Here is a 20,190-nt window from a genome sequence, read left to right as displayed (position 1 = left end):
AAATGAGGGAATGTCATGCGGTTCATCCATACGGCGGATTGGCATTTGGGAAAACTCTTTGGGCAGCGGCACATGACAGAAGATCAGGCGTATGTATTGGAGGAACTCCTTGCGCTCTGTGCTGATCTGCGCCCCGACGCGCTCGTCATTGCGGGAGATGTCTATGACCGCGCCATCCCACCGCCGGAGGCGGTGGAACTCTTCAATACAATATTGACAAAGCTTTCCGAGCGGGGAATCAGTGTTCTCTTCATTGCCGGAAATCATGACAGTGCTGTGCGCCTCGACTTTGGCGCACAGCTTCTTCGTTCGTCCGGCATCTATTTGGCTGGCGTCGTACGTGCAGCAGAGCCTCCTGTCATTCTTTCGGACGAATTTGGCGATGTCTATTTCTCCCTCCTGCCATATGGAGATCCTCCTCATGTACGTGAGGCATTCACTCTCGATGAACCCCCGTCCTTTGACGGTGCGCTTGCTGTGCAGATTGCAGCGGCGCGCGAACAGATTCCATCCAGTGCACGCAGCGTGGCTGTTGCCCATGCCTTTGTCATCGGCGGGCAGAGTTCAGAGTCGGAGAATGCGCTCTCCGTGGGCGGCAGCGATCAGGTACATGCGGAGAATTTTGCTGCATACAACTATACGGCGCTTGGACATCTGCATGCGCCGCAGCGAGCTGGAGCAGATCATATTCGTTATTCGGGATCCTTGCTGAAATACTCCTTTGACGAAGCACATCAGAAAAAGGGCATTGAACTCATCGAACTGGATGCTGTGGGACATGCATCTCATACATTCTATCCGCTGGCGCCGCGTCATGATGTACGCATTGTAAAAGGCACGATAGCAGAGATTATGAGCGATGGCTTTGACCCGCTTGCACACGATGATTATATCTGCGTAGAACTGCTCGATACGGATGCCGTACTTGCCGCACATGAGAAGCTGCGCAAGATCTATCCGAACCTCTTTACGATCACACGACCGAACATCAATGTCAATCGCCTTTCCTCTACGGAGCGAACATACGAGCGCGGTAAGTCCGACCTACATCTATTTTCCGATTTCTTTACGGAGGTGACCGCATCCGAGATGACGGAGGCGGAGCGCGGCGAACTCATCCGTGTGATTGATTTGATGGAACAGGAGGTACGTGCCGAATGAGACCTCTCAAACTACGCCTGCAGGCGTTCGGTTCATACGTTGAGGAGCAGATATTGGATTTTGAAAAAGCTCTTGGAGATGCTCCGTTCGTCCTCATCCATGGATCGACAGGAGCAGGAAAGAGCACGATATTGGATGCCATTGTATTTGCGCTGTATGGCGAGTCAAGCGGTAATATTCGTAAAAGCACAACACTCCGCTCTTCCACAGCACCGCCTGAACGGGTGACGGAAGTGGAGTATGTATTTGCGCTTGGCCGCCGTCGCTATCGGATCCTGCGCTCACCGGCATACGAGCGTATGTCGCGGGGAAAAATGACAACGCGTACGGCAAAGGGACATCTCTACCGACTCCCGGACGAGGGTGAGGACGGAGAAGAGCTGCTGCTGGCTTCGACTGTGACCGAGGTATCAGATCGGATTGGTCAGCTGATCGGCTTTGATGCGGAACAGTTTCGTCAGGTCGTTCTCCTGCCGCAGGGACAGTTTCAGCGCTTTCTCCTTGCGGAGGTGAAGGATCGCAGTGCCATCATGCAGCGCATCTTTCGTACAGAGCGGTATCAGCGCCTCGAAGAAGCCCTGCTTCAGGAGTCCATAGATCTGGAAAATGCGGCAAAAGAGGAACGCGAGCATATTGACCAGATGCTTCGCTCGGAAAATCTGAACACAAGCGATAAATTGCGTGCGCGTATTGCCGAACTGAAAGAGGCGATTGACCGCCATGCTGAAGAACTCAAAGCCCTTGAAGATCGTCAAAAGGATGCGCGTCGTGCACGTGAGGCAGGCACGGCGGCAGAACATAAATTACAAGATCTTGCGGCTGCACAGAAACGCTTTGCAGAGAAAGAGGCGCAGGGAGAATCTGTGCGGGATTTTCGGGTTCGATTGGAACGTGCTGAACGTGCTCATCCTGTTCTCTACAAAGAGCACATGGCAATCGATGCAGCAGCATTGGAAAAACGCCGGACAGACGAACAAAGAACAGCAGAGACACAGATCAAGACTGCACAAAAAGAGCTTCATGCGGCGCAGCAGAGACGTGAGGCTGCGGAGAAGCAGGAGCCGGAGCGCACCAAGAAAGCAGAGCGTATTCAAGTGCTCACAGACTATGCGGAGCGCGCCACGCAGCTCCATACCTGCCGAAAGCTTGCAGAGGCGCTGCGTGCATCATGTGTGCGTGCCGAGGAGCGTCTGAAACACAGCGCACGCAGCATCGAGATGCTCGGTATAGAGCACAAGGAAAACGAAGATCGCATCGCCGCACTTGAAAAAATATTGGTGACACGCGAGGCCGTTCAACATGAACAAGAACGCCTGAAGCGTTGTCAGAGTTCTGCTGCCCGCATAGAGGAACTGAATGTGCAGGCGGCAGAACTGAGCCGAAAGGAAGCTGCTGCACAGAAGTCATGGCAGTCCTCCGTGGAGCTTCTGACAGCAGCGAAATCGAAGCTGCGGCAGATGCAGACTCTCTATGATCTCGGCAGTGCCGCGCGGCTTGCCGAGACGCTTGCGGACGGCGCTCCCTGTCCCGTCTGCGGTGCGCTGTCACATCCGATGCCCGCCATGCACACGGAGGATATCCCGTCCGAGCAGGTGGTGGAAGAATGCGCAAAAGCAGTGGATTCTGTGGAACAGACGGTTCAGGAAGCCGCGCATAGACTGGAAAAAATAAAAGCAGAGCATACGAGTGCACTGCAGAGCTGCGCCCATGAGCAGAAACTGCTGAGCGAGTATCTTGCTTCTGATACGCTGGAAAGCCTGTCGCAGCGTGTACAAAAGCGTGATGAGGAATTAAGAACGGCACAGACGGATCATGAAAAACGCACGACACAGCTTGCCGTACAAAAGGAACAAATGGAAAAGCTGCTTGTGGATCAGCAGGCACAGGAGTCAGAAGTACAGAAAAATCGTGATCTCCTGCACAAGCATGAGGGCGAACAGGCTGCACTTGAGGCACACCTTCCGCAGGAATACCGCGACCACGCACAAATTGACGCAGAAATTCACCGCCTGAAAGAGGAAGTGGCACAGGAAAAAAGGGCATATACAGAGGCTTTGGAGCGGGCTAACGAAAGTGCTGCCGCGTATGCACGTGCGGAGAGCACACAGGCAGCGGCGCTGCGTGCCGCTGAGGAGGCATCTCAGCGTGCGCGAACGGCGCAGACGGAGTACGCGGCTGCATGGAACGCAGCAGGCTTCGCCTCCGAGGAGGAATACCATGCTGCGGTTGAGGGAAAGTGGGCGGACAGCAAACATCTGGAAAAGGTGCGCGAGCGTTTGAATCTGTATGACAGCGAGCGCAAGGCTGCAGAGGAGCTGTTTCAACAGGCGAAGAGCGCAGCAGATGGATGCATTGCTCCCGATATGGAGGCACTCAAAGCAGCAGAGGCTGCTGCCGATCAAGCGGTACGAGAACACGCGCGGGAGCAGGGGAGCCGTACGGAGCGGCAAAAGACGCTCACGCGCATGATGGGGGACATTGACGCGCTTGAAAAAGCCGGTGCTGCCCGTGCAGTGCGCTATCGTGTCATTGGCAAACTCGCCTCCGTTGCGGCAGCGAAAGCTCCCTATCTGGTGCATTTCCAGACATACGTCCTGCGCTCGATTCTGAGTGATGTCATTGAGGCCGCGAACGCACGACTTATCATGATGAGCCGCGGACGCTACCGCCTCATACACGGTGAAGGCGGTGAAAAGAGGAAGTGGTGGGGGCTGGAGATCGATGTATTCGATGAGTATACGGGACTGCCGCGTGTTTCGCGCACACTGTCCGGCGGAGAGACCTTTCTCGCATCCCTTGCGTTGGCACTCGGACTTTCCGATGTCGTGCAGCACTATGCGGGCGGTATGCACCTCGACATGATTTTTATTGACGAGGGCTTTGGATCGCTCGACAGCGAGACCCTGGACATTGCTATCAGGGCGCTCCTCGAGGTGCAGCAGGAGGGTGGGCGACTCGTTGGCATCATCTCTCATGTGGAGGAGCTGCGTGCACGTATCCCTGTCCATCTCGAGGTGCTGCGTACGGCAAACGGCAGTAAGGCACGCTTCACACAGGGCGGCTTGGAGGCATTATGACGGCAAAACTTGAGTTTATCATTGGCCGTGTAGGTACGGGAAAGACGCATGCCTGTCTTACGGCGATGGCAAAAGAGCTGGCACACGCCCCGCTGGGCAAGCAGCGTATTCTCCTCGTCCCTGAGCACATGACCTATGCTTCAGAGCGCGCCCTCGCACAGACGCTGACGGACAGCGCGGGTTTTTTGCAGGCTTATGTATTCGGTTTTCGCCGCCTTGCACGGCAGGTACTCCTCGAGACAGGCGGCGCACATCTGCCGCGCATCAGCGATATCGGCAGACGTATCCTCCTCAAGGATATTCTGCTGAAGAACAAGGGGGCGTTTTCGGTATTTGCGCGCTCGGTCGGCAAGCGCGGTTTTACCGAGACACTGGCACGCACCATTGCCGAGCTTAAACGCTATCGACTGAGTCCCGAAATTTTGCGCGATGCTGCCGATGATGGCGAACATACGCAGGGGCGCCTTTCTCAAAAGCTCAAGGAGCTTGCACTCATTATGGACGATCTCTCCGCGCGTATGGAGGGACGCCTGACCGATCAGACGGATCGTATGGAACGCCTTGCAGAACAGCTGGGGGATGCCCCCTTTCTGCGCGGGGCAGAGATTTGGATAGATGGATTTGACTTTTTCAATCCGCAGGAGATGGCGGTTTTTCGTGCACTCTTCCAGACAGCTGATGTTATACACGTAAGCCTAACAATGGATGGACAGCGTGATGGAGACCGCGTTCAAATCAATCTGCCTGAAAACACGATGGAGACAGGGCTGTTTGCACGCAGCTATCAGACAATGCACGCTCTGGTGCAGCTCCTTGCCGAACTAGATCCGGCGGCGGATCCGAAAATCCGCCTTATGGAGAAACAGCATCGCATGCAGCAGTACTCGCTCAGAGCCGTCGAGGCGCAGCTGTTCGGACATGCACGTCTTGCGCCCGCAGAGGATCATGCGTTAAAACTTGTGGAGGCAGCCAATCCCCGCCTTGAAGCGGAGGCAGTGGCGGCGGATGTCCTGCGCCTCGCACGGGAGGAGGGCTGTCTCTATCGTGAGATTGCTGTACTCGTGCGCGATATAGATACCTATGGCGATCTCTTGGCACTTGCTTTTGCGGATTGTGGGATTCCGTGCTATCTGGATGCAAAGCGTTCCAGTACACATCACCCGCTCGCCGAACTCCTGCGTTCTGCCACACAGATCGCATGGCGGAACTGGGGCTATGATACGGTATTTCGCGCTCTGCGTACGGGATTTTTTCCCGTCCTGACGGAAGATATGGAGAGCTTGATTTGCAGTGACTGGCAGGAGGTCGTAGACCGGCTCGAAAACTATTGTCTGGCATTTGGAATCCGTACAGCGAAACAGTGGACAGCCACCGAGGATTGGAACTTTATCCGCCGTACGATCCCCGAAGACGAACAGGATACGGAGAAAAACGCACTGCGGATTGCCGAGGAGATCGCTCTTGATTCTGTCCGAAGACGTATCGCGACGCCACTTTCCATCCTAACGCAGAATCTTTTCCGCGACGGAAGTACCGCGTATGAGCGTACACAGGCGCTCTATGACTTTCTCACGGAGCTTGAAGTGTCAAAAACACTCGAACTATGGAGGAGAACCGCTGATGCAGAAGGGCGTCTGGCAGATGCCGCCGCGCACAGACAGATCTGGTCTTCCTGTATGGCGCTGTTCGAACAGCTGGTCGAGGTCAGCGGAGATCAGGTCATCTCTGCCCGCGACTTCGAGGAGCTGCTGGGAGATGGCTTGGATGCACTCGAAATCTCACTTATTCCGCCGGGGTTGGATCATGTCACAATAGCGGCATTTGATCAGAACAGTCTCGCTGGAATCCGTGCAGCGTATATTGTCGGCGCAAATGCGGGGACGATGCCGCGTGCCGGATCGCCGCAGGGGGTTCTGTCGGATGCAGATCGACTCTCCATTCGCGAATCCCTTGCGAAGACACAGCATACAATCTTTGGCGGGAGTCATGAGCAGAGCTTTTTGGAGCGTTATCAGCTCTATCGCGGTTTTACAGAGGCTCGTCAATATCTGTGGGTATCCTATGCACTTTCCGCCGTCGATGGAACAGCGCTCGCTCCATCGCCCCTGATTGCACGTCTGCGCATGCTCTGTCCGGATATTCTGTCCATTCCGCTCGCCATGCTGGAACGTGAGGACGATCTCGTTCTCTCTGCCCCATATCCGGTGCTTTCATCGCTTGCCGGAGCTTTGCAGGGACAGAAAGAGCAAGGGAAGATGCGGCCTCTCTGGGGCGATGTCTACAACTGGATGCGCAACAATCCAGCGATGCAGCCGCTGCTGAGACTGATGGTGCGGGGGCTTTTTTCATCACCGCGAGAGGAAGAACTCTCCAATCAAATTGCAGGCAAACTGTTTGCGCGTAACGGCCGTATCAGTGGAAGTACAACGCGGCTGGAAACATTTCGTCAATGCCCATTCCGTCACTTCGCAATGTATGGACTTGGTCTCAGAGAACGCGATGTCTATGAGTTTCAGAGCAGCGACTTCGGTACGCTTCTGCACGAGATTCTCTATGGGTACGGGGAGTGGGTTCGTAGAGAACATGCAAATGACTGGTGTGCGGCAGAGGTCAAAAGTGCAGCAAAGATTGATGAACTGCTGCAGCAAATTGTACCGCGTGTACGCAGCTCCATCCTGATGAGTTCCGCAGCTTACCGCCACCGGATCGAGCGGATTCGGCGCACGGCACAACAGGTCATTCGACATCTTACCTCGTGGGCAAAGGCATCTTCCTTTCACCCCTACGGGTTTGAGATCAGCTTCGGCCGCCGCGGCGATCACATCCCCTTGATGGAGTTTCAGCTGGAGGGCGGGATGACACTATCCCTGAGTGGACAGATCGACCGATTTGACCTGACCAAAGAGCAGGATCTCTATCTCGTACTTGACTATAAAACAGGCAGCACATCACTCCTTCTTCCGGAGATTCGTCACGGACTGAAAATGCAGCTCCTGCTCTATCTCTTCGTTGTGCGTTCCCTGCTCAGTGACACGGAAACGTTTCCCGCAGGTATGCTCTACGCGCCCGTCGTCAATCCCGTCGTCAAGAGCGATGTGCGTTTGGACGATCATACGCTGCACCAAAAGGTTGCAAACGGCATGGTGCTCACGGGTATGTTGATCGATGATGTAGAGATCTTGAAGAAGATTGATAAAATGTCGGATCACATCTGCATATCATTCAATAAAGGCGGCAGCCTTTCCAAGAGTTCTGCACAATTCATTCGTTCACGGGAGGAATTTGAACAGCTCCTTTCGTATCTGCCTGTCCTGATCCGTGAGACAGCCGAGGAGATCCTGCATGGCAATATCCGTGTCTCTCCTTATCGTTTTCAGAATCGAAATGCCTGTACCTTCTGTGCCTATCGCTCCGTCTGTGCCTTTGAGCCGGATCTTGGGCGGGGGGACTGCTACCATGATATTGCGGATAATGCACAGACGGCGATGGAAGAGATTGCACAAATCATTATGCAGGGAGGTGAAGAGTGATGGCAGAGAAGATGCAGTTTACCGAAGATCAAAAAAAAGCGATTGAGACTCGAGGAAAGAACATTCTCGTTGCGGCGGCAGCAGGTTCCGGTAAGACCCGCGTTCTAGTCGAACGCATTATCTCGCAGGTACGCAGAGGAGAGCTGTCCCTGGATCATATCCTTGTCCTCACATTCACCAAGGCAGCTGCTTCAGAGATGCGTGAACGCATTGAGATGGCACTCAATGAGGAGATCAACGTCCTGACCGAAAGCGGCGGTTCATTCGAACAGATCAGTGCTATGGAGCGTCAGCGCGTCCTGCTCACGGGAGCGGACATCTCGACATTTCATTCCTTTTGCCAGCGCTTGATACAGTCGCACATTGACGCAACGGAGATTCCTCCGACATTCCGGATTGCAAACGAGCAGGAAATACATCTGCTGAAAAACGATGTATTTGAGCAGATGCTTGAACATGAGTATGAGACCGCTGCAGCGGACTTTCTATCCTTTGCCGATGCCTACGGTGGAATCAAGGGAGATGATGAGAAGCTGCAAAATGAGATTCTTGATCTGTACGCCTTTTCGCTCAGCCAGCCATCGCCCATGACATGGCTGGCTGCACAGGGGCAGGAAAGCGATGACGCGCCATGTTGGGAGCGCCGAGGATTTCGGATGCTCACAGATGAGCTGCAAAGAAATATCACTCAAGTTTGCACAGATTATGAGGCGGCGATCGCACTCCTAAACGAAGATCATGACCTGCGTGCGGCCTGCGTAAAAACCATCGATGCGCTCATACATAATCAAGAACTCTATGAGGGGGTAAAACGAGAACTCAATGCGACTCTGAATACCAACGATGACAACGCATGGGACACATTCCGCATGGAAGCGGCTGCGGCGAAAAAAAATAGGAAAAACATTCCGCGCAAGGCTGTCGAAGAGTACGATGCCGAAATCGGGGGGCAGCTGCTGAAGCTCACGGAGAAGATTCATGCCGGATGGGATTCCTGCATTACACCGCTTCCTGCAACCGCGCAGGAGCTGTGCGAAACAGAGAACCGTGCAAATGCTGCCATTCGTGCATACGCAAGCCTTGCAATGAAATTTCATACAGCCCTTCAAAAAGAAAAAATGGCACGCGGCATTCTCGATTTCAGTGATCTCGAGCATACGGCGCTCACCCTTCTCTGCAAACATCCGGAGCGGCTGCAGGCGGATCCGACCATCGCCGATCCGACGGAGATCGCTGACGAGCTGCGTGCGCATTATACCGCCATCATGGTGGACGAGTACCAAGACACAAATGGACTGCAGGAGGGAATCCTGCGCCAGATTGCACGTGAGCACAACCGTTTCATTGTCGGTGATGTGAAGCAGAGTATCTATCGTTTTCGGCTGGCTGATCCAACACTCTTTCAGAATACCTATGAGGCATATCGTACGTGCAGCGCAGAAGGCGAACTCGTGACCATGTCCGAAAACTTCCGCAGCCGTGCTGAGGTACTCGAACCGATCAACGAGATCTTCTCACAGATTATGAGCAAAGAGGCCGTAGAGATCACATACGATGAGAATGCACGTCTCAATCCGGGACGCGTGTTTGGTGAAATATCGCAGGGAAAGTCGCTGGCACAACCCTTGGAGATCAACCTCCTGCGCGCCGATTATTCCGTCGACGAAGAAGAGCAGGGGGAGGAGGAGCGAAAGGCGTTCGAGATTGAGGCACATTTTATCGCGCGCCGCATTCGTGAACTCAAGGAGGATGGATCTGTCCTTCACAATGGGAAAAGAATCCGAAATAAAGATATTGTGATTCTCCTGCGGGGCGCAAAGGGGCGTGCGGGAATTCTGCTCGACGCACTGCGTGCAGAGAATGTGCCGGCGTATGCAGATGATACCGCAGGTTATTTCGAAGCGAGCGAGATACGCATGGTATTATCCCTGCTCGCAGTCCTTGACAACGCGCGTCAGGACACGCCGCTTGCCGCCATACTCACATCGCCGATGATCGGGCTTACGATGGAGGAGATGGCGACCCTGCGCATCCATACCCCGATTGGCAGTGTCTACGATATGCTGACCGGAGCGACGGAGGCTGATCTTCCCCCCGAACTCAACGAAAGGGCGGCGCACGCGTTGGAGCGTATTCGAGGCTGGCGGCACTATGCTCTCATTCACAGTGTCCCGGAGCTGCTTTGGATGCTCTACCGTGACACAGGGTACTATGACTATGTTGGCACACTCCCCGGCGGCGTCCTGCGTCAGGCAAATCTGCGTATGCTCATCGACCGTGCTGCTGATTTTGAGCGGACAAACGAACGCGGTCTGTTTCGCTTCCTGCGGTATATTGACGCGTTGAAACGCCGCAGAACGGATCTCTCCGTTGCACGCACCCTCGGCGAAACAGAGGATGTCGTACGCATTATGACGATTCACCGAAGCAAGGGGTTGGAGTTCCCTATTGTTTTTCTCGCGAATATCGCGGGTCAATTCAATACACAGGATACAAAGGGCGATCTGCTCCACCATGCACGCGAGGGGATTGGGCTTCTTGTCCATGAGAATACAGTCACAGGGCGGCAGAAATACGACACCATGTCACGCAGGAAGGTCAAGGCAGTTATTCGCCGGGAAGCGATGGCGGAGGAAATGCGCATCCTCTATGTTGCCATGACACGCGCGCAGGAAAAACTCATTCTGACTGGAACACTCAACATTTCACGCAAGGGCAGGGACGCATTGGAGCAGCTGCGCGAGAATTGTCTCACATACGCACAGACAGAGGATACTGTGTTTCCAAAGGAGGCTGTTCTCGGGGCAAAATGCTATCTCGATTGGATTGCCCTTGCCCTTATGCGGCATCCCGATGGTGCAGTGCTGTTTGACGATGCGGATGATATTGTGCGCCGTGCGCCAAGTCAACAAAAGGCGCGCTTCGATGTACGGATCATTGACGAAAATATACGCACGACACAAAAAGAAGCACAGGAAAACGAGGATGCCATTCTCTCTGCCGTACGTGAGGATCAACCGCTTCCCGAGGGCGATGACGCGAATCGTATTGCGGAAGTTCTGGGCTGGCAATATGATCTCCGTGGAACGTCACAGATCCATGCCAAGACCAGTGTCACCGAGCTTAAGCGCCGGCAAGCAGCTGAGGATGAAGCCGTCGCTCCACTTCTTCCTGCTGTTGGTGATTCGTCAAATACGCCGCAGGAATGGGAGGTGCCGCGATTCCTTCGTTCCACAGAGCGGGAGTATCTGACTCCAATGGAGCGCGGTACAGCGATGCACACGGTCATGCAGCAGCTCGACCTGGGAGATGCCGCAGACATCGATGCCATTGCACGGCAGGCAGATATCCTTCTGGAAAAGGGAATTCTCACCGAAGCGGAGCGCAAGAGCATTGAGCCTGGAAAGATCTGGAAGTTTGTCGGTTCAAAACTGGGACGGCGTATGCGTGATGCAGCAGCAGTCTATCGGGAGCTTCCGTTTGGACGACTTTTACCGGCACATCGCTATTATGCAGATGCGACGGACGAAAGCGATCAGATATTTTTGCAGGGCATCATCGACGTTCTCTTTGAGGAGGAAAACGGTGACTACATCCTGCTCGACTACAAGACCGACCGTAAAATCTCCGCCGCCGCTGCGCGGGCGCGCTATCAGTTCCAGATCGATCTTTACCGCGATGCCATAGAGACAATCCTTGGCAAACCGGTTCAAGAATCCTATCTCTTCCTGCTTGATACAGGCACAGAAGTAAAAATGTGGAATATCTAAAAACAGAGCAGTGACGTATTGTGTGCGTCACTGCTCTGTTTTTACTGTGGAGGAAGGGGAACACAGGTGCGGCTCTCGGGAATATTATCATATCCGACAATCTTTGACGTAACTCCGTACAGTTTTTCCAGCCGCTGCTCTGTAATCACATCATTTGTTCGACCGACGAAAAACACACCGTCCCGCCCCATGACCGCGGTCTGGTCGGCACCGTAAAAGGCATGACTGGGGGCGTGCGTCGTCATGATCACCGTGATTCCCGTTGCACTGAGCGCACGGATGCGGTTCATAACGAGCACCTGATTGCCGAAATCAAGGCTCGCCGTGGGTTCGTCCATGCACAGGAGTTCCGGACTCTGTGCAATGGCACGTGCCAATAGAACGAGCTGGCGTTCTCCACCGCTGATCTTCGTATAGATCTTTTGCGAAAGATGTGCGATGCCAAGCATTTCGATCGCATCGTCTGCAATTCGTTGATCCGTTTTCCCGGGAATGCCGAGACTGCCGATGTGGGCAGCCCGCCCCATCAGTACGACATCGTGAACGGTGAAGGGGAAGGGGGGCGTATGCACCTGCGGGACGTAGGCGATACGCCGCGCCCGCTCCTCTATCGTCCATGTAGACATATTCTCTCCGGATAGAAATATATCACCCGCCAGCGGGGACAGCAGCCCCAGAATTGTTTTGAAGAGCGTTGTCTTTCCAACGCCGTTCGGTCCGAGCAGACAGAGTGTCTGCCCACACTCGACAGCAAAGGAAATTTTTTGAAAGATGGGAACGCTCCCATAGCAGCAGGAAACCGATTTTAGTTCCAGTAACATATCGTCCCTCTTTAATCCCAGCCATGATGATATTTGATGAGCAGATAGAGAAAGAACGGCACACCGAAGAGTGATGTGAGAATCCCGAGCGGAATCTCCATCGTCCACAGAGTTCGTGCGATATTATCCGAGGCAAGCAGGAACAGTCCGCCCATGAGTGCCGAACCCGGCAGGAGAAATCGGAAGTCAGGTCCCACGATAAAGCGCACGAGATGCGGCACAATCAGACCGACTAGGCCGATGATGCCAGAGAGCGAAACCGCCGCCGCCGTCAGCAGCGTAGCACAGAGAATGACGATGAGACGGAGACGTTCCACGGGAATCCCAAGTGTCTGTGCCTCCTCATCGCCAAAGGAGAGCAGATTGATGCGCCAACGCAGGAGAAAGAGCGGGATGAATGCCGCTCCCATAAATATGAGCGGGAAGAAGAGACTGTCGAGTGAAATGGATGCAAGACTCCCCATCAGCCAGTAGACAATGACGGGCAGTTTATCATAAGGATCGGCGATATATTTGATCATGGAGAGCAGGGATGTGAAGAGCGTGCTCACAATGATGCCCGACAGGATGATCGCAAGCGTTGCATTGCCGCCGCGGCAGAGCTTTGCACCGATCACGTATGTGATCGCGACCGCACACAGACCGCCGACAAAGGTCATTGTATGTATGAAAAATGCGGGTACACTCCACAGAATGGCGACTGCCGCACCAAATGCCGCACCTGCTGAGACACCGAGGATGGCGGGGGAGACCATCGGGTTGCGGAACATGACTTGATAGGCTGCTCCGGATACGGAGAGTGCCGCTCCAACCATGACCGCACCGATGATGCGCGGCAAGCGCAATTCAATCACGACAGAGGAGGCAGTGTGCGTCTCCGGTGCAATTCCCAACCAACCGCCGAATGCAGAAATGACATCTGACAGACTGAGAGGGAAACGTCCCAACAGGAAGGAGGTAAAAATCGTTGCAACAAGCACGAGCACCAGTACCGTAAGCTTGAACTGAGGAGAAAATTTACTCATGGGAGGACACGATCTCCTGCGAGCAGAGCCGCACACTCCACATCGTCCAGTTCGTAATGATAGAAAAGACGATAGTACATCTTCATCTCCTCATGCAGATTGATGCCGGACTCCTCGGGATAGAGGCGTGCCGCAAGCCACGACAGCCCCATGAAACGGTTGACAGAGGGGGGGCGCCCCATCCAATCGTATGGCTTCGACGGCACGCGCAGAACTCGTTGCGACTGCACGGCACGCAGCTCCCGCCAAGGAAGTGCAGAGAAATCTGCCTCTGTTTCGGCTGCAATCACAAGAACCTCCGGATTCCATGCCAGAATCTGCTCCATTGAGACCTGACTCATGGAACCCTCAGTCGGCTCTGTCGTCACGGCAACATTATCTGCGAGCAGATCGACGATCTGTGCATGGAAGGAGCCTCGTGCGACCGCCATATTGCCCTGTGCTCCGCCAACGTAGAGAACACCTGGCTTGTTCCGAATTTTTTCGGAAACTGCTTTGATGCGTGCATACGTTGTGTGACAATAGTCGGCAATAGCATTTCCTTCTTCCTCGCGGCCGAGGATTTTTCCGAGTGTACGATATGCCTCATCGGTATTGTCGAGCCGCGCCTCGATGAAGATCACAGGAATGCCGAGTGATGCCTGAATCTGATCCATATCCTCGGCAATGGTCGCTTTTTTCTCCCCCACGTCAATAATGACCTGCGGGTTGACAGAGAGCACCGCCTCCTTGTTGAAATTCTTCATGCCGTAGAACTGACCAAGAATCGGCAGATCACGGTACTGATCCCCTACATAGGGAAGGACGGAATCTTTCCACTGTCCGGAAACGCCGACGAGCTTATCCGGTGCAATGGCAAAGAGTGCCATCTGTGCCAGACCGCCCGAGGGGGCGATGCGATCAATCTGTTTTGGAAGCTCGACCGTACGCCCCGCAGAGTCCGTGAATAAATAGGTTTCAGAGGCAGAGTTCTCCTTTGTCTCCTGGCCGCATCCGACGAGTAGTACGAGGAGGAGCAATAATACGATGAGCAAGGAATTTCTTTTTTTCACAAACATCTTCCTTTCGTTCTCCGTTCACCGTTGAATCCTCTGAATCGCTGTGTTATCCTAGAGGCAACAGATCTGTGAGGAGGTATTTTCGTGAACTACTGGAATCTTTACGATGAGATCATCGACGGGCTGCCGCAGGACATCTATATCGACGACTATGCCGTCGGACGCCCGTGGACGTATGTGCGTGCAGGGGATTTGGTCGGCATCTGCATGACGATCCCTGCGTACAGCCGCCCACGTCTGCGAAAGGAGAGCTTTCTCGGCTGTTCTCTGCGCGAGGCGGGAGAGTACGTGCGCTCGTGGCAGGGGCAGGAGGCATCCATCGCCGCTGCCGCCATCAACGCTTACTACAATCAGCCGTCTAAGGTGGAGGCGATGCAGGGATTCCACGGTGAAGATGCATCCGCCGAGACATTGGATGAGCGCAAGAAACTGGAAGCATTCGCCATGTATACGGAGCAGATTCGCGGAAAGAAGGTTGCTGTCGTGGGGCATTTTCCAAACTTTCAAAAGAAGTGGGAATCTATATGTGACCTCTCCATCCTCGAGATGCAGCCGGAGTGGGGGGACTATCCGGCCGAGGCGGCAGAGTTCCTTCTGCCGCAGCAGGACTTTGTCTTTATGACAGGGGCGACATTCGCCAACAAGACCATGCCGCGCCTCTTGGAACTCTCAAGGAATGCTGTGACCGTCCTCGTCGGTCCCTCCGTGCCCATGCACCCATGTCTTTTTGACTACGGTGCAGACGGGCTTTCGGGATTTACCGCAACCGATGCCGCCCTCGCCGCCGATCTCGTGCATTTCGGCTATGGAACCGATATTGCAAGCTGCGGCAAGATGGCGGACGTTCTTCCGCTGACCGACTGACATAATACAACAGGGGGCTGTTGCACGAAGTCTTTTGACTCGTACAGCAGCCCTTTGTTGGTGTTGCATGAACGCTCAAAACGCCCCTTCCACCGCTCTCGCGGTCCCCCTCCCCCGTGTCGCACGGGGGAGGCCTTACATTACAGTATATTAGCTTCCCCCGTCGAAACGGGGGAAGTGGCGAACGTAGTGAGCCGATAGGGGCGCTCCTGTAGCTGGCTCGTTTTTGTGCTTAGAACGTCATATCCACGCCGAGGAGGAAATTCGTGCCATCGGCAGGATTGCCCCATCTATACTGGTAGTCCATATCAAACAGGTTATTGACGCGCAGGAATATGCCGAGATCCGCCTGCGGTTCATAACGCAGATCGAGATCTGCCGCAAAATAGCCGGCACTGGTCGGCTCTCCGCTGCTGTCCAATCGTGCGCGCATAGCACGTCCAAGCAGCGTGGAACGCAGCTTGCCCTCACGGTAAGTAACGCCAAGATTAAATATCTGCGTGGGGAGACCGGAGGCAATCGTTGTCATACCGGCGCTCTCGTCTTTCGCATTGATCTATGTATAATTAGCAAAGCCGAAAAGCTTTGGACTAAACGTCTGCCGATAGGCAAGCTCCAAGCCGCGAATATGCGTCTTATCGACATTTCCTAAAACACGGTCACGTCCGAATGTTATCATCCTAATGCGATCTCTTACATCGGTGCGGAAGTGGGTAAGGTCAAACTCAGCCTTTGAGCCGAATTTATGCTTCCACCCAATCTCGTAATTGCTGTTGCGTTCCGGCTTTGGGACGGGATAGCTGCTCCGAATATTTCCTGCCGCATCCTTTGAGCCGACGAATACATGAGAACGTCCTGCCGAAAGACGAATTGTATCATTCTTTGTTATATCATGTGTAAAATTCAGAACGGGATCAAATGCATTGGATTTTGAGGTTGTTTTCTGTGTTGCTGCGTCATTATCACGGAAATCCTGCGTCACATCTTCACGGCGGACTCCAAGGATCAACCGTGTTCGATTGTCGGCGCTCCATGCATTCTCGACATAGAAGCTCCTGCGTGCATCATTTCCATCACGATGATAGGAAGTGTTGTTTTCATCCGTGTTCCAACTGAGTTTTATATACTTTGCCCCAAAACTCAATACATTTTTGCTGTCATAAGCAACTGATGCATTTACTTCGACACCATTGCCTTGTGAGAACCAACCGCTGCGATACCACTTCGGAGCTCTATGCGTAAAGCGGGGAAGACTTCCTCCCTCTGTACTGAGCAAATTACGTACCCAGAGATTGTTTTCTTCAATCATATGGTAGTACTTAATATTATACTGCCATATATCATTCGGTCGATTGTCGAACTGAAGTGCAATGTTAGATTGCTTGAAGCCTTTAAAACGTCAATCGGTCGCATTGTTGTTCTTTTTTTGAGCCGGAGTTATACCATCTCCCGTTGCTACAGACCATCTTGGTCCGCTTGGCAGAACATACTCTCCTGTTGCCGGATCAACGGACTGCGGAACTTCTCTCTCCATATCAGAGTAGTAGCCATTCAGCATCAGTGATGACTTGCTACTCATTTTAAACTTTATTTTACCGTCAAAGTATATTTTTTTGTTCATCTGGTTTTCCAGATAGCCTGCTGAATAATGCTTTGAGAGATTGACGGCATAACTAACATTCTTATCGCTGCCGCTGTAGCCGAGCTTTGCATCATAGGTATGATTCGAACCGCCTGCAACACTCACGCGAAACTTTCCTGAACCATTACCGTCCTTCGTTGTTACGAGGATGACACCGCCCTTATAGTCCGTACCATACTGTACAGGACCGGATCCCTTGATGATCTCGATCTTTGCGATGCTGTCTGCCGGAATCGTCGAGAGATCGGACGCTGCGTTTGACACAATACCCGTAAGAGGGAAGGCAGGAATACCATCAATATAGATTTTTGTTTGATCGGAGCTCGCACCACGAACGCGTACCATCTTGCTGTCTTTTGCTGCAGGCGCCATATAGAGCCCCGGGACCTGCGAAAGGATATCGGCAAGGTCACGATAGCCGCGATCCTTGATCTACTGCTCTGTGATCGTGTTCGTTGTCACAAGGTACTTGTCAACGCCCTCTGCCTCTACTTTGACCGTATCAGTCTCATATTCCGTGTCGGCGGCGTATGCCTGCGGCAGAAATGCAAATCCTGCCATGACGGCTGCCATGAGGGCGGTCTGGTACTTCCGTGTTCGTTTCATGAATACCTCTCCTTTTCAGTTCGCCATAGATACACAAAAAAGGGACTGTTTCCCGTACAAAGCGCACGACAAACAGTCCCTGCACATAAAAATAGCAGTCCGTTCCTGTCGTTTTCCTTTTCAATACGGGAAGGCTGCCGCATTTCTGCGAGAACCCTGTGAGCGTAAACATTCCATAAAATGCTTGCTCAGGCGAAATATCATAGGCACTGCGCCCTTAGATATTTTTGCTCGGAAAACAAGTTTATTTAATTGCAGTTTAATTCTATCAAATAGGGTGATACAATGCCAATCACTTTTCTAACAGAACGGTGATATTCCTCGTGTGACATTGAAAATTATCAAGATAGGCAGGAATAATTTCCTTTTTAGCGAATTGTTCCAATAAATCGTATTAAAAGGAAGTGAATCCTATGGCGGATTGTATCTTTTGCAAGATTGCACACGGAGAAATTCCATCCACAAAGGTATATGAGGACGAGTGCGTGCTTGCGTTTCGTGATCTCGATCCACAGGCGCCAGAGCATGTTCTCGTCATACCGAAGAAGCATATTGCAAGTATTTTGGAGTTTGGCGCAGAGGACAGGGATGTGGCTGCACATATTCTGATCGAGGTGGTTCCGGAGATTGCACGCAAGCTTGGCATCGACGCAGGTGGATTTCGTCTTGTGACGAATACGGGTGTGGATGGCGGGCAAACCGTCGGGCATCTGCACTTTCACATTCTCGGCGGACGTTCTCTAACGTGGCCGCCGGGCTAATATAAGAATGCATTAGGACAGTGTTATGTCACGTTATATTGTGATAAATACTGTCTTTTTTGTTTAAGTTCCATTGAAACAAAACGATATTAATTGTATAAGATAGAATAGTGTGTCAATATTGATGGGAGGTGTTAGTGATGGTAGAACGTGTTGCGCGCGTAATGCGAACAAAGTCCCTGCGGTTCGATAATGAAGAACTTTTTGAACGGAAAAGAGGATTTGAGGAGCGCGAGCAGGACGAAGCTTTTGCTTCTATTTTCGAAGATGAGCTCGAAAAGAAAAAGAGGAGATCATCGGAAAATGATCCCTCGAGTCGGGCGTATCAACTCGATGTTGGCCGTCCGACACAGTCTCTTTTCTATCAAGGGAAAGTTGATATTTCCGATATGAAGGGAAAACTGCCCCATGCCGGATGATGTGATTGGAATGCGTCTGGCACTGGCAGAAGCAGAGCGTGCGTATGCGCTTGGCGAAATTCCAATTGGTGCCGTTATCTTGAATGATGCGGGAGAAGTCATCGCGAGCGGATATAATCTGCGCGAAACGGAACATGACGCAACTGCTCATGCAGAGCTGATCGCCATTCGACGTGCCTGTCAGGTCCTTGATCGGTGGCGTTTGACGGGACTGACGCTTTATGTCACCATCGAGCCATGTCCGATGTGTGCAGGTGCGATTGTGATGAGCCGTATTAGCCGTGTGGTATATGGAGGAACAGACGCAAAGGCAGGAGCCTGTGAGTCTCTCTTTAACATCATAGGCTGTCCGGCATTGAACCATCAGCCGGAAATGCGCGCAGGCGTATTGGAAGATGAATGCTCCGCGATTATCAAACAGTTTTTTCAAGAACGACGAAAAAATAGAGCCGCACACATATAAAGACATCCACCGCAATATGCGATGGATGTCTTTATATGTGTGCGGAAAATTACTGCAGAGCTTCCTTCAATACCTTCATATTAGCTTTCATCGTATCAATGTACGCATTCTTTGCCTGAGGAGTTGCCTCGCCGGTCACAACCGGGTCGAGCGTATAGATCTTGGCTCCCGTCTCACGTGCGATGGTCTCAGCGGCAGCAGGGGAGTACTGCGGCTCTGTAAAAAGCACCTTGGTCGGAAGAGAGTTGACCTGCTCGATGGTTTCCTGCAGTTCCGTCGGTGTCGGCTCCGTCCCCGGCTCGCGCTCTACTACGCCGATGATGTTCAGGTTAAATTCCTTTGCAAAGTAGGGGAATGCCTCGTGGAACGTAACGATATCCTTGTGCGGAACATTGTCGAGCGCCGCGTGCATTTCTGTTTTGAGTGCCGTGAGCTTTTCGATGTATGCTGCAGCATTCTTCTCATAAGCATCTGCGTGTGCAGGATCGGCTTCCTTCAGCTGATCGGCAATATTGCGCACCTGCGCAATAGCCTCCGTAACGCTCAGCCAGACATGCGGGTTATCTCCCTCTTCGTCGTGGATGAGTTCGATTCCGCGCGAGGCATCAATGACCTTCAGCTTCTTCTGCTGTTCGGTCACCTTTTCCATGAAGTCCTCCATACCCGCACCGTTGATGACAAATGCATCCGCCTTTTCCAGCGTTTTCATATCCTCTGTCATCAGCTGATAGTCGTGCAGACAGCCTGTTTGGGGCTTTGTCATATTGTAAACCTCTACACCGTCAACGCCATCCGTAATGTTGATGGTTGCAACGTACATTGGGTAGAATGAAGTCACAATACGGAATGGCTCCGCTGTTTTCTTTTCCGCAGCCTTATCCGCTCCACCGCATCCGACAAGGGCAATAGAGAGGACAAGGAGGAGAAGTGATAGAACTTTGCTTGTTGTACGCATGGGTAAATGATCTCCTTCGTGAATAATACATTTTGTGA

General features: G+C 52.8%; 16 protein-coding genes and 1 riboswitch. Of the genes, 8 read left to right on the top strand and 8 right to left on the bottom strand.

Annotation, left to right across the window (positions count from 1 at the left end; all coding sequences use genetic code 11):
- The first annotated feature begins 15 nt into the window (after positions 1–15).
- The 4 genes from HMPREF1992_RS01840 to addA are packed head-to-tail and all read left to right on the top strand — an operon-like array spanning position 16 to position 11,538.
- Positions 16–1,161 (top strand): exonuclease SbcCD subunit D, encoded by a 1,146-nt coding sequence (locus tag HMPREF1992_RS01840; RefSeq protein ID WP_021684112.1) that lies wholly within the window; start codon positions 16–18, stop codon positions 1,159–1,161.
- The gene (locus HMPREF1992_RS01835; protein ID WP_021684111.1) at positions 1,158–4,238 is read left to right on the top strand and encodes an AAA family ATPase; all 3,081 of its coding nucleotides are present in this window, start codon (positions 1,158–1,160) and stop codon (positions 4,236–4,238) included. Before HMPREF1992_RS01840 ends, HMPREF1992_RS01835 begins: the two co-directional genes overlap by 4 nt.
- Positions 4,235–7,768 (top strand): PD-(D/E)XK nuclease family protein, encoded by a 3,534-nt coding sequence (locus HMPREF1992_RS01830; RefSeq protein ID WP_021684110.1) that lies wholly within the window; start codon positions 4,235–4,237, stop codon positions 7,766–7,768. The genes HMPREF1992_RS01835 and HMPREF1992_RS01830 overlap by 4 nt, the downstream gene beginning before the upstream one ends.
- Positions 7,768–11,538 carry a helicase-exonuclease AddAB subunit AddA gene (addA, locus tag HMPREF1992_RS01825; RefSeq protein WP_021684109.1) on the top strand — a complete coding sequence of 1,257 codons (3,771 nt, stop codon included), beginning with the start codon at positions 7,768–7,770 and terminating at the stop codon, positions 11,536–11,538. The genes HMPREF1992_RS01830 and addA overlap by 1 nt, the downstream gene beginning before the upstream one ends.
- Before the next feature lie 41 nt (positions 11,539–11,579).
- On the opposite strand, the gene HMPREF1992_RS01820 is transcribed toward addA, so the two are convergent.
- The 3 genes from HMPREF1992_RS01820 to HMPREF1992_RS01810 are packed head-to-tail and all read right to left on the bottom strand — an operon-like array spanning position 11,580 to position 14,442.
- Positions 11,580–12,359 (bottom strand): ABC transporter ATP-binding protein, encoded by a 780-nt coding sequence (locus HMPREF1992_RS01820; protein ID WP_021684108.1) that lies wholly within the window; start codon positions 12,357–12,359, stop codon positions 11,580–11,582.
- An 11-nt stretch (positions 12,360–12,370) separates the two neighbouring features.
- A complete protein-coding gene (locus HMPREF1992_RS01815; RefSeq protein WP_021684107.1) occupies positions 12,371–13,384 on the bottom strand; it encodes an iron ABC transporter permease in 1,014 nt (337 codons plus the stop codon).
- Positions 13,381–14,442 (bottom strand): ABC transporter substrate-binding protein, encoded by a 1,062-nt coding sequence (locus tag HMPREF1992_RS01810; RefSeq protein WP_021684106.1) that lies wholly within the window; start codon positions 14,440–14,442, stop codon positions 13,381–13,383. The genes HMPREF1992_RS01815 and HMPREF1992_RS01810 overlap by 4 nt, the downstream gene beginning before the upstream one ends.
- Positions 14,443–14,526: 84 nt before the next feature.
- Here HMPREF1992_RS01810 and HMPREF1992_RS01805 point away from each other — a divergent pair, with 84 nt between their 5' ends.
- Positions 14,527–15,306, top strand: a complete 780-nt coding sequence (locus HMPREF1992_RS01805) for a Rossmann-like domain-containing protein (RefSeq protein ID WP_021684105.1) — start codon at positions 14,527–14,529, stop codon at positions 15,304–15,306.
- Positions 15,307–15,538: 232 nt separating this feature from the next.
- On the opposite strand, the gene HMPREF1992_RS11985 is transcribed toward HMPREF1992_RS01805, so the two are convergent.
- Genes HMPREF1992_RS11985 through HMPREF1992_RS11695 form a run of 4 tightly spaced genes read right to left on the bottom strand, consistent with a single transcriptional unit; the run spans position 15,539 to position 17,554 of the window.
- Entirely contained in the window at positions 15,539–15,835 is a 297-nt protein-coding gene (locus HMPREF1992_RS11985) for a TonB-dependent receptor (protein ID WP_021684104.1), read from the bottom strand.
- A 27-nt stretch (positions 15,836–15,862) separates the two neighbouring features.
- A complete protein-coding gene (locus HMPREF1992_RS11705; protein WP_369791851.1) occupies positions 15,863–16,678 on the bottom strand; it encodes a TonB-dependent receptor domain-containing protein in 816 nt (271 codons plus the stop codon).
- Between the two features lie 27 nt (positions 16,679–16,705).
- The gene (locus HMPREF1992_RS11700; protein WP_255346836.1) at positions 16,706–17,380 is read right to left on the bottom strand and encodes a TonB-dependent receptor; all 675 of its coding nucleotides are present in this window, start codon (positions 17,378–17,380) and stop codon (positions 16,706–16,708) included.
- Positions 17,381–17,554, bottom strand: a complete 174-nt coding sequence (locus tag HMPREF1992_RS11695) for a hypothetical protein (protein WP_021684101.1) — start codon at positions 17,552–17,554, stop codon at positions 17,381–17,383.
- Positions 17,555–17,651: 97 nt separating this feature from the next.
- Positions 17,652–17,803, bottom strand: a riboswitch (molybdenum cofactor riboswitch).
- A gap of 164 nt (positions 17,804–17,967) precedes the next feature.
- Between HMPREF1992_RS11695 and HMPREF1992_RS01795 the strand changes: the two genes are divergently transcribed.
- The 3 genes from HMPREF1992_RS01795 (at position 17,968) to tadA (ending at position 19,197) form a co-directional block, all read left to right on the top strand.
- Positions 17,968–18,315: a histidine triad nucleotide-binding protein gene (locus HMPREF1992_RS01795; RefSeq protein WP_021684100.1), complete on the top strand. Its 348-nt coding sequence runs from the start codon at positions 17,968–17,970 to the stop codon at positions 18,313–18,315.
- Positions 18,316–18,455: 140 nt separating this feature from the next.
- Positions 18,456–18,734, top strand: a complete 279-nt coding sequence (locus tag HMPREF1992_RS01790) for a hypothetical protein (RefSeq protein WP_021684099.1) — start codon at positions 18,456–18,458, stop codon at positions 18,732–18,734.
- Positions 18,724–19,197, top strand: coding sequence for a tRNA adenosine(34) deaminase TadA (tadA, locus tag HMPREF1992_RS01785; RefSeq protein WP_021684098.1), 474 nt, complete (start codon positions 18,724–18,726; stop codon positions 19,195–19,197). Before HMPREF1992_RS01790 ends, tadA begins: the two co-directional genes overlap by 11 nt.
- Positions 19,198–19,246: 49 nt before the next feature.
- Here tadA and HMPREF1992_RS01780 read toward each other — a convergent pair whose 3' ends face one another.
- Positions 19,247–20,152, bottom strand: a complete 906-nt coding sequence (locus tag HMPREF1992_RS01780) for a metal ABC transporter solute-binding protein, Zn/Mn family (protein WP_021684097.1) — start codon at positions 20,150–20,152, stop codon at positions 19,247–19,249.
- Between the last annotated feature and the right edge of the window lie 38 nt (positions 20,153–20,190).

The sequence above is a fragment of the Selenomonas sp. oral taxon 892 str. F0426 genome, from assembly GCF_000468035.1.
Classification (GTDB): domain Bacteria; phylum Bacillota; class Negativicutes; order Selenomonadales; family Selenomonadaceae; genus Centipeda.
The sequence above is the reverse complement of the archived record's forward strand: the minus strand, read 5'-3'. Positions and strand labels throughout refer to the sequence as shown.

Excerpts from the sequence above, each read along its gene's own strand:
- HMPREF1992_RS01840 (WP_021684112.1), top strand. The coding sequence starts at position 16 with ATGCGGTTCATCCATACGGCGGATTGGCATTTGGGAAAACTCTTTGGG.
- HMPREF1992_RS01835 (WP_021684111.1), top strand. The coding sequence starts at position 1,158 with ATGAGACCTCTCAAACTACGCCTGCAGGCGTTCGGTTCATACGTTGAG.
- HMPREF1992_RS01830 (WP_021684110.1), top strand. The coding sequence starts at position 4,235 with ATGACGGCAAAACTTGAGTTTATCATTGGCCGTGTAGGTACGGGAAAG.
- addA (WP_021684109.1), top strand. The coding sequence starts at position 7,768 with ATGGCAGAGAAGATGCAGTTTACCGAAGATCAAAAAAAAGCGATTGAG.
- HMPREF1992_RS01820 (WP_021684108.1), bottom strand. The coding sequence starts at position 12,359 with ATGTTACTGGAACTAAAATCGGTTTCCTGCTGCTATGGGAGCGTTCCC.
- HMPREF1992_RS01815 (WP_021684107.1), bottom strand. The coding sequence starts at position 13,384 with ATGAGTAAATTTTCTCCTCAGTTCAAGCTTACGGTACTGGTGCTCGTG.
- HMPREF1992_RS01810 (WP_021684106.1), bottom strand. The coding sequence starts at position 14,442 with ATGTTTGTGAAAAAAAGAAATTCCTTGCTCATCGTATTATTGCTCCTC.
- HMPREF1992_RS11985 (WP_021684104.1), bottom strand. The coding sequence starts at position 15,835 with ATGACAACGATTGCCTCCGGTCTCCCCACGCAGATATTTAATCTTGGC.
- HMPREF1992_RS11695 (WP_021684101.1), bottom strand. The coding sequence starts at position 17,554 with ATGAAACGAACACGGAAGTACCAGACCGCCCTCATGGCAGCCGTCATG.
- HMPREF1992_RS01795 (WP_021684100.1), top strand. The coding sequence starts at position 17,968 with ATGGCGGATTGTATCTTTTGCAAGATTGCACACGGAGAAATTCCATCC.
- HMPREF1992_RS01790 (WP_021684099.1), top strand. The coding sequence starts at position 18,456 with ATGGTAGAACGTGTTGCGCGCGTAATGCGAACAAAGTCCCTGCGGTTC.
- tadA (WP_021684098.1), top strand. The coding sequence starts at position 18,724 with ATGCCGGATGATGTGATTGGAATGCGTCTGGCACTGGCAGAAGCAGAG.
- HMPREF1992_RS01780 (WP_021684097.1), bottom strand. The coding sequence starts at position 20,152 with ATGCGTACAACAAGCAAAGTTCTATCACTTCTCCTCCTTGTCCTCTCT.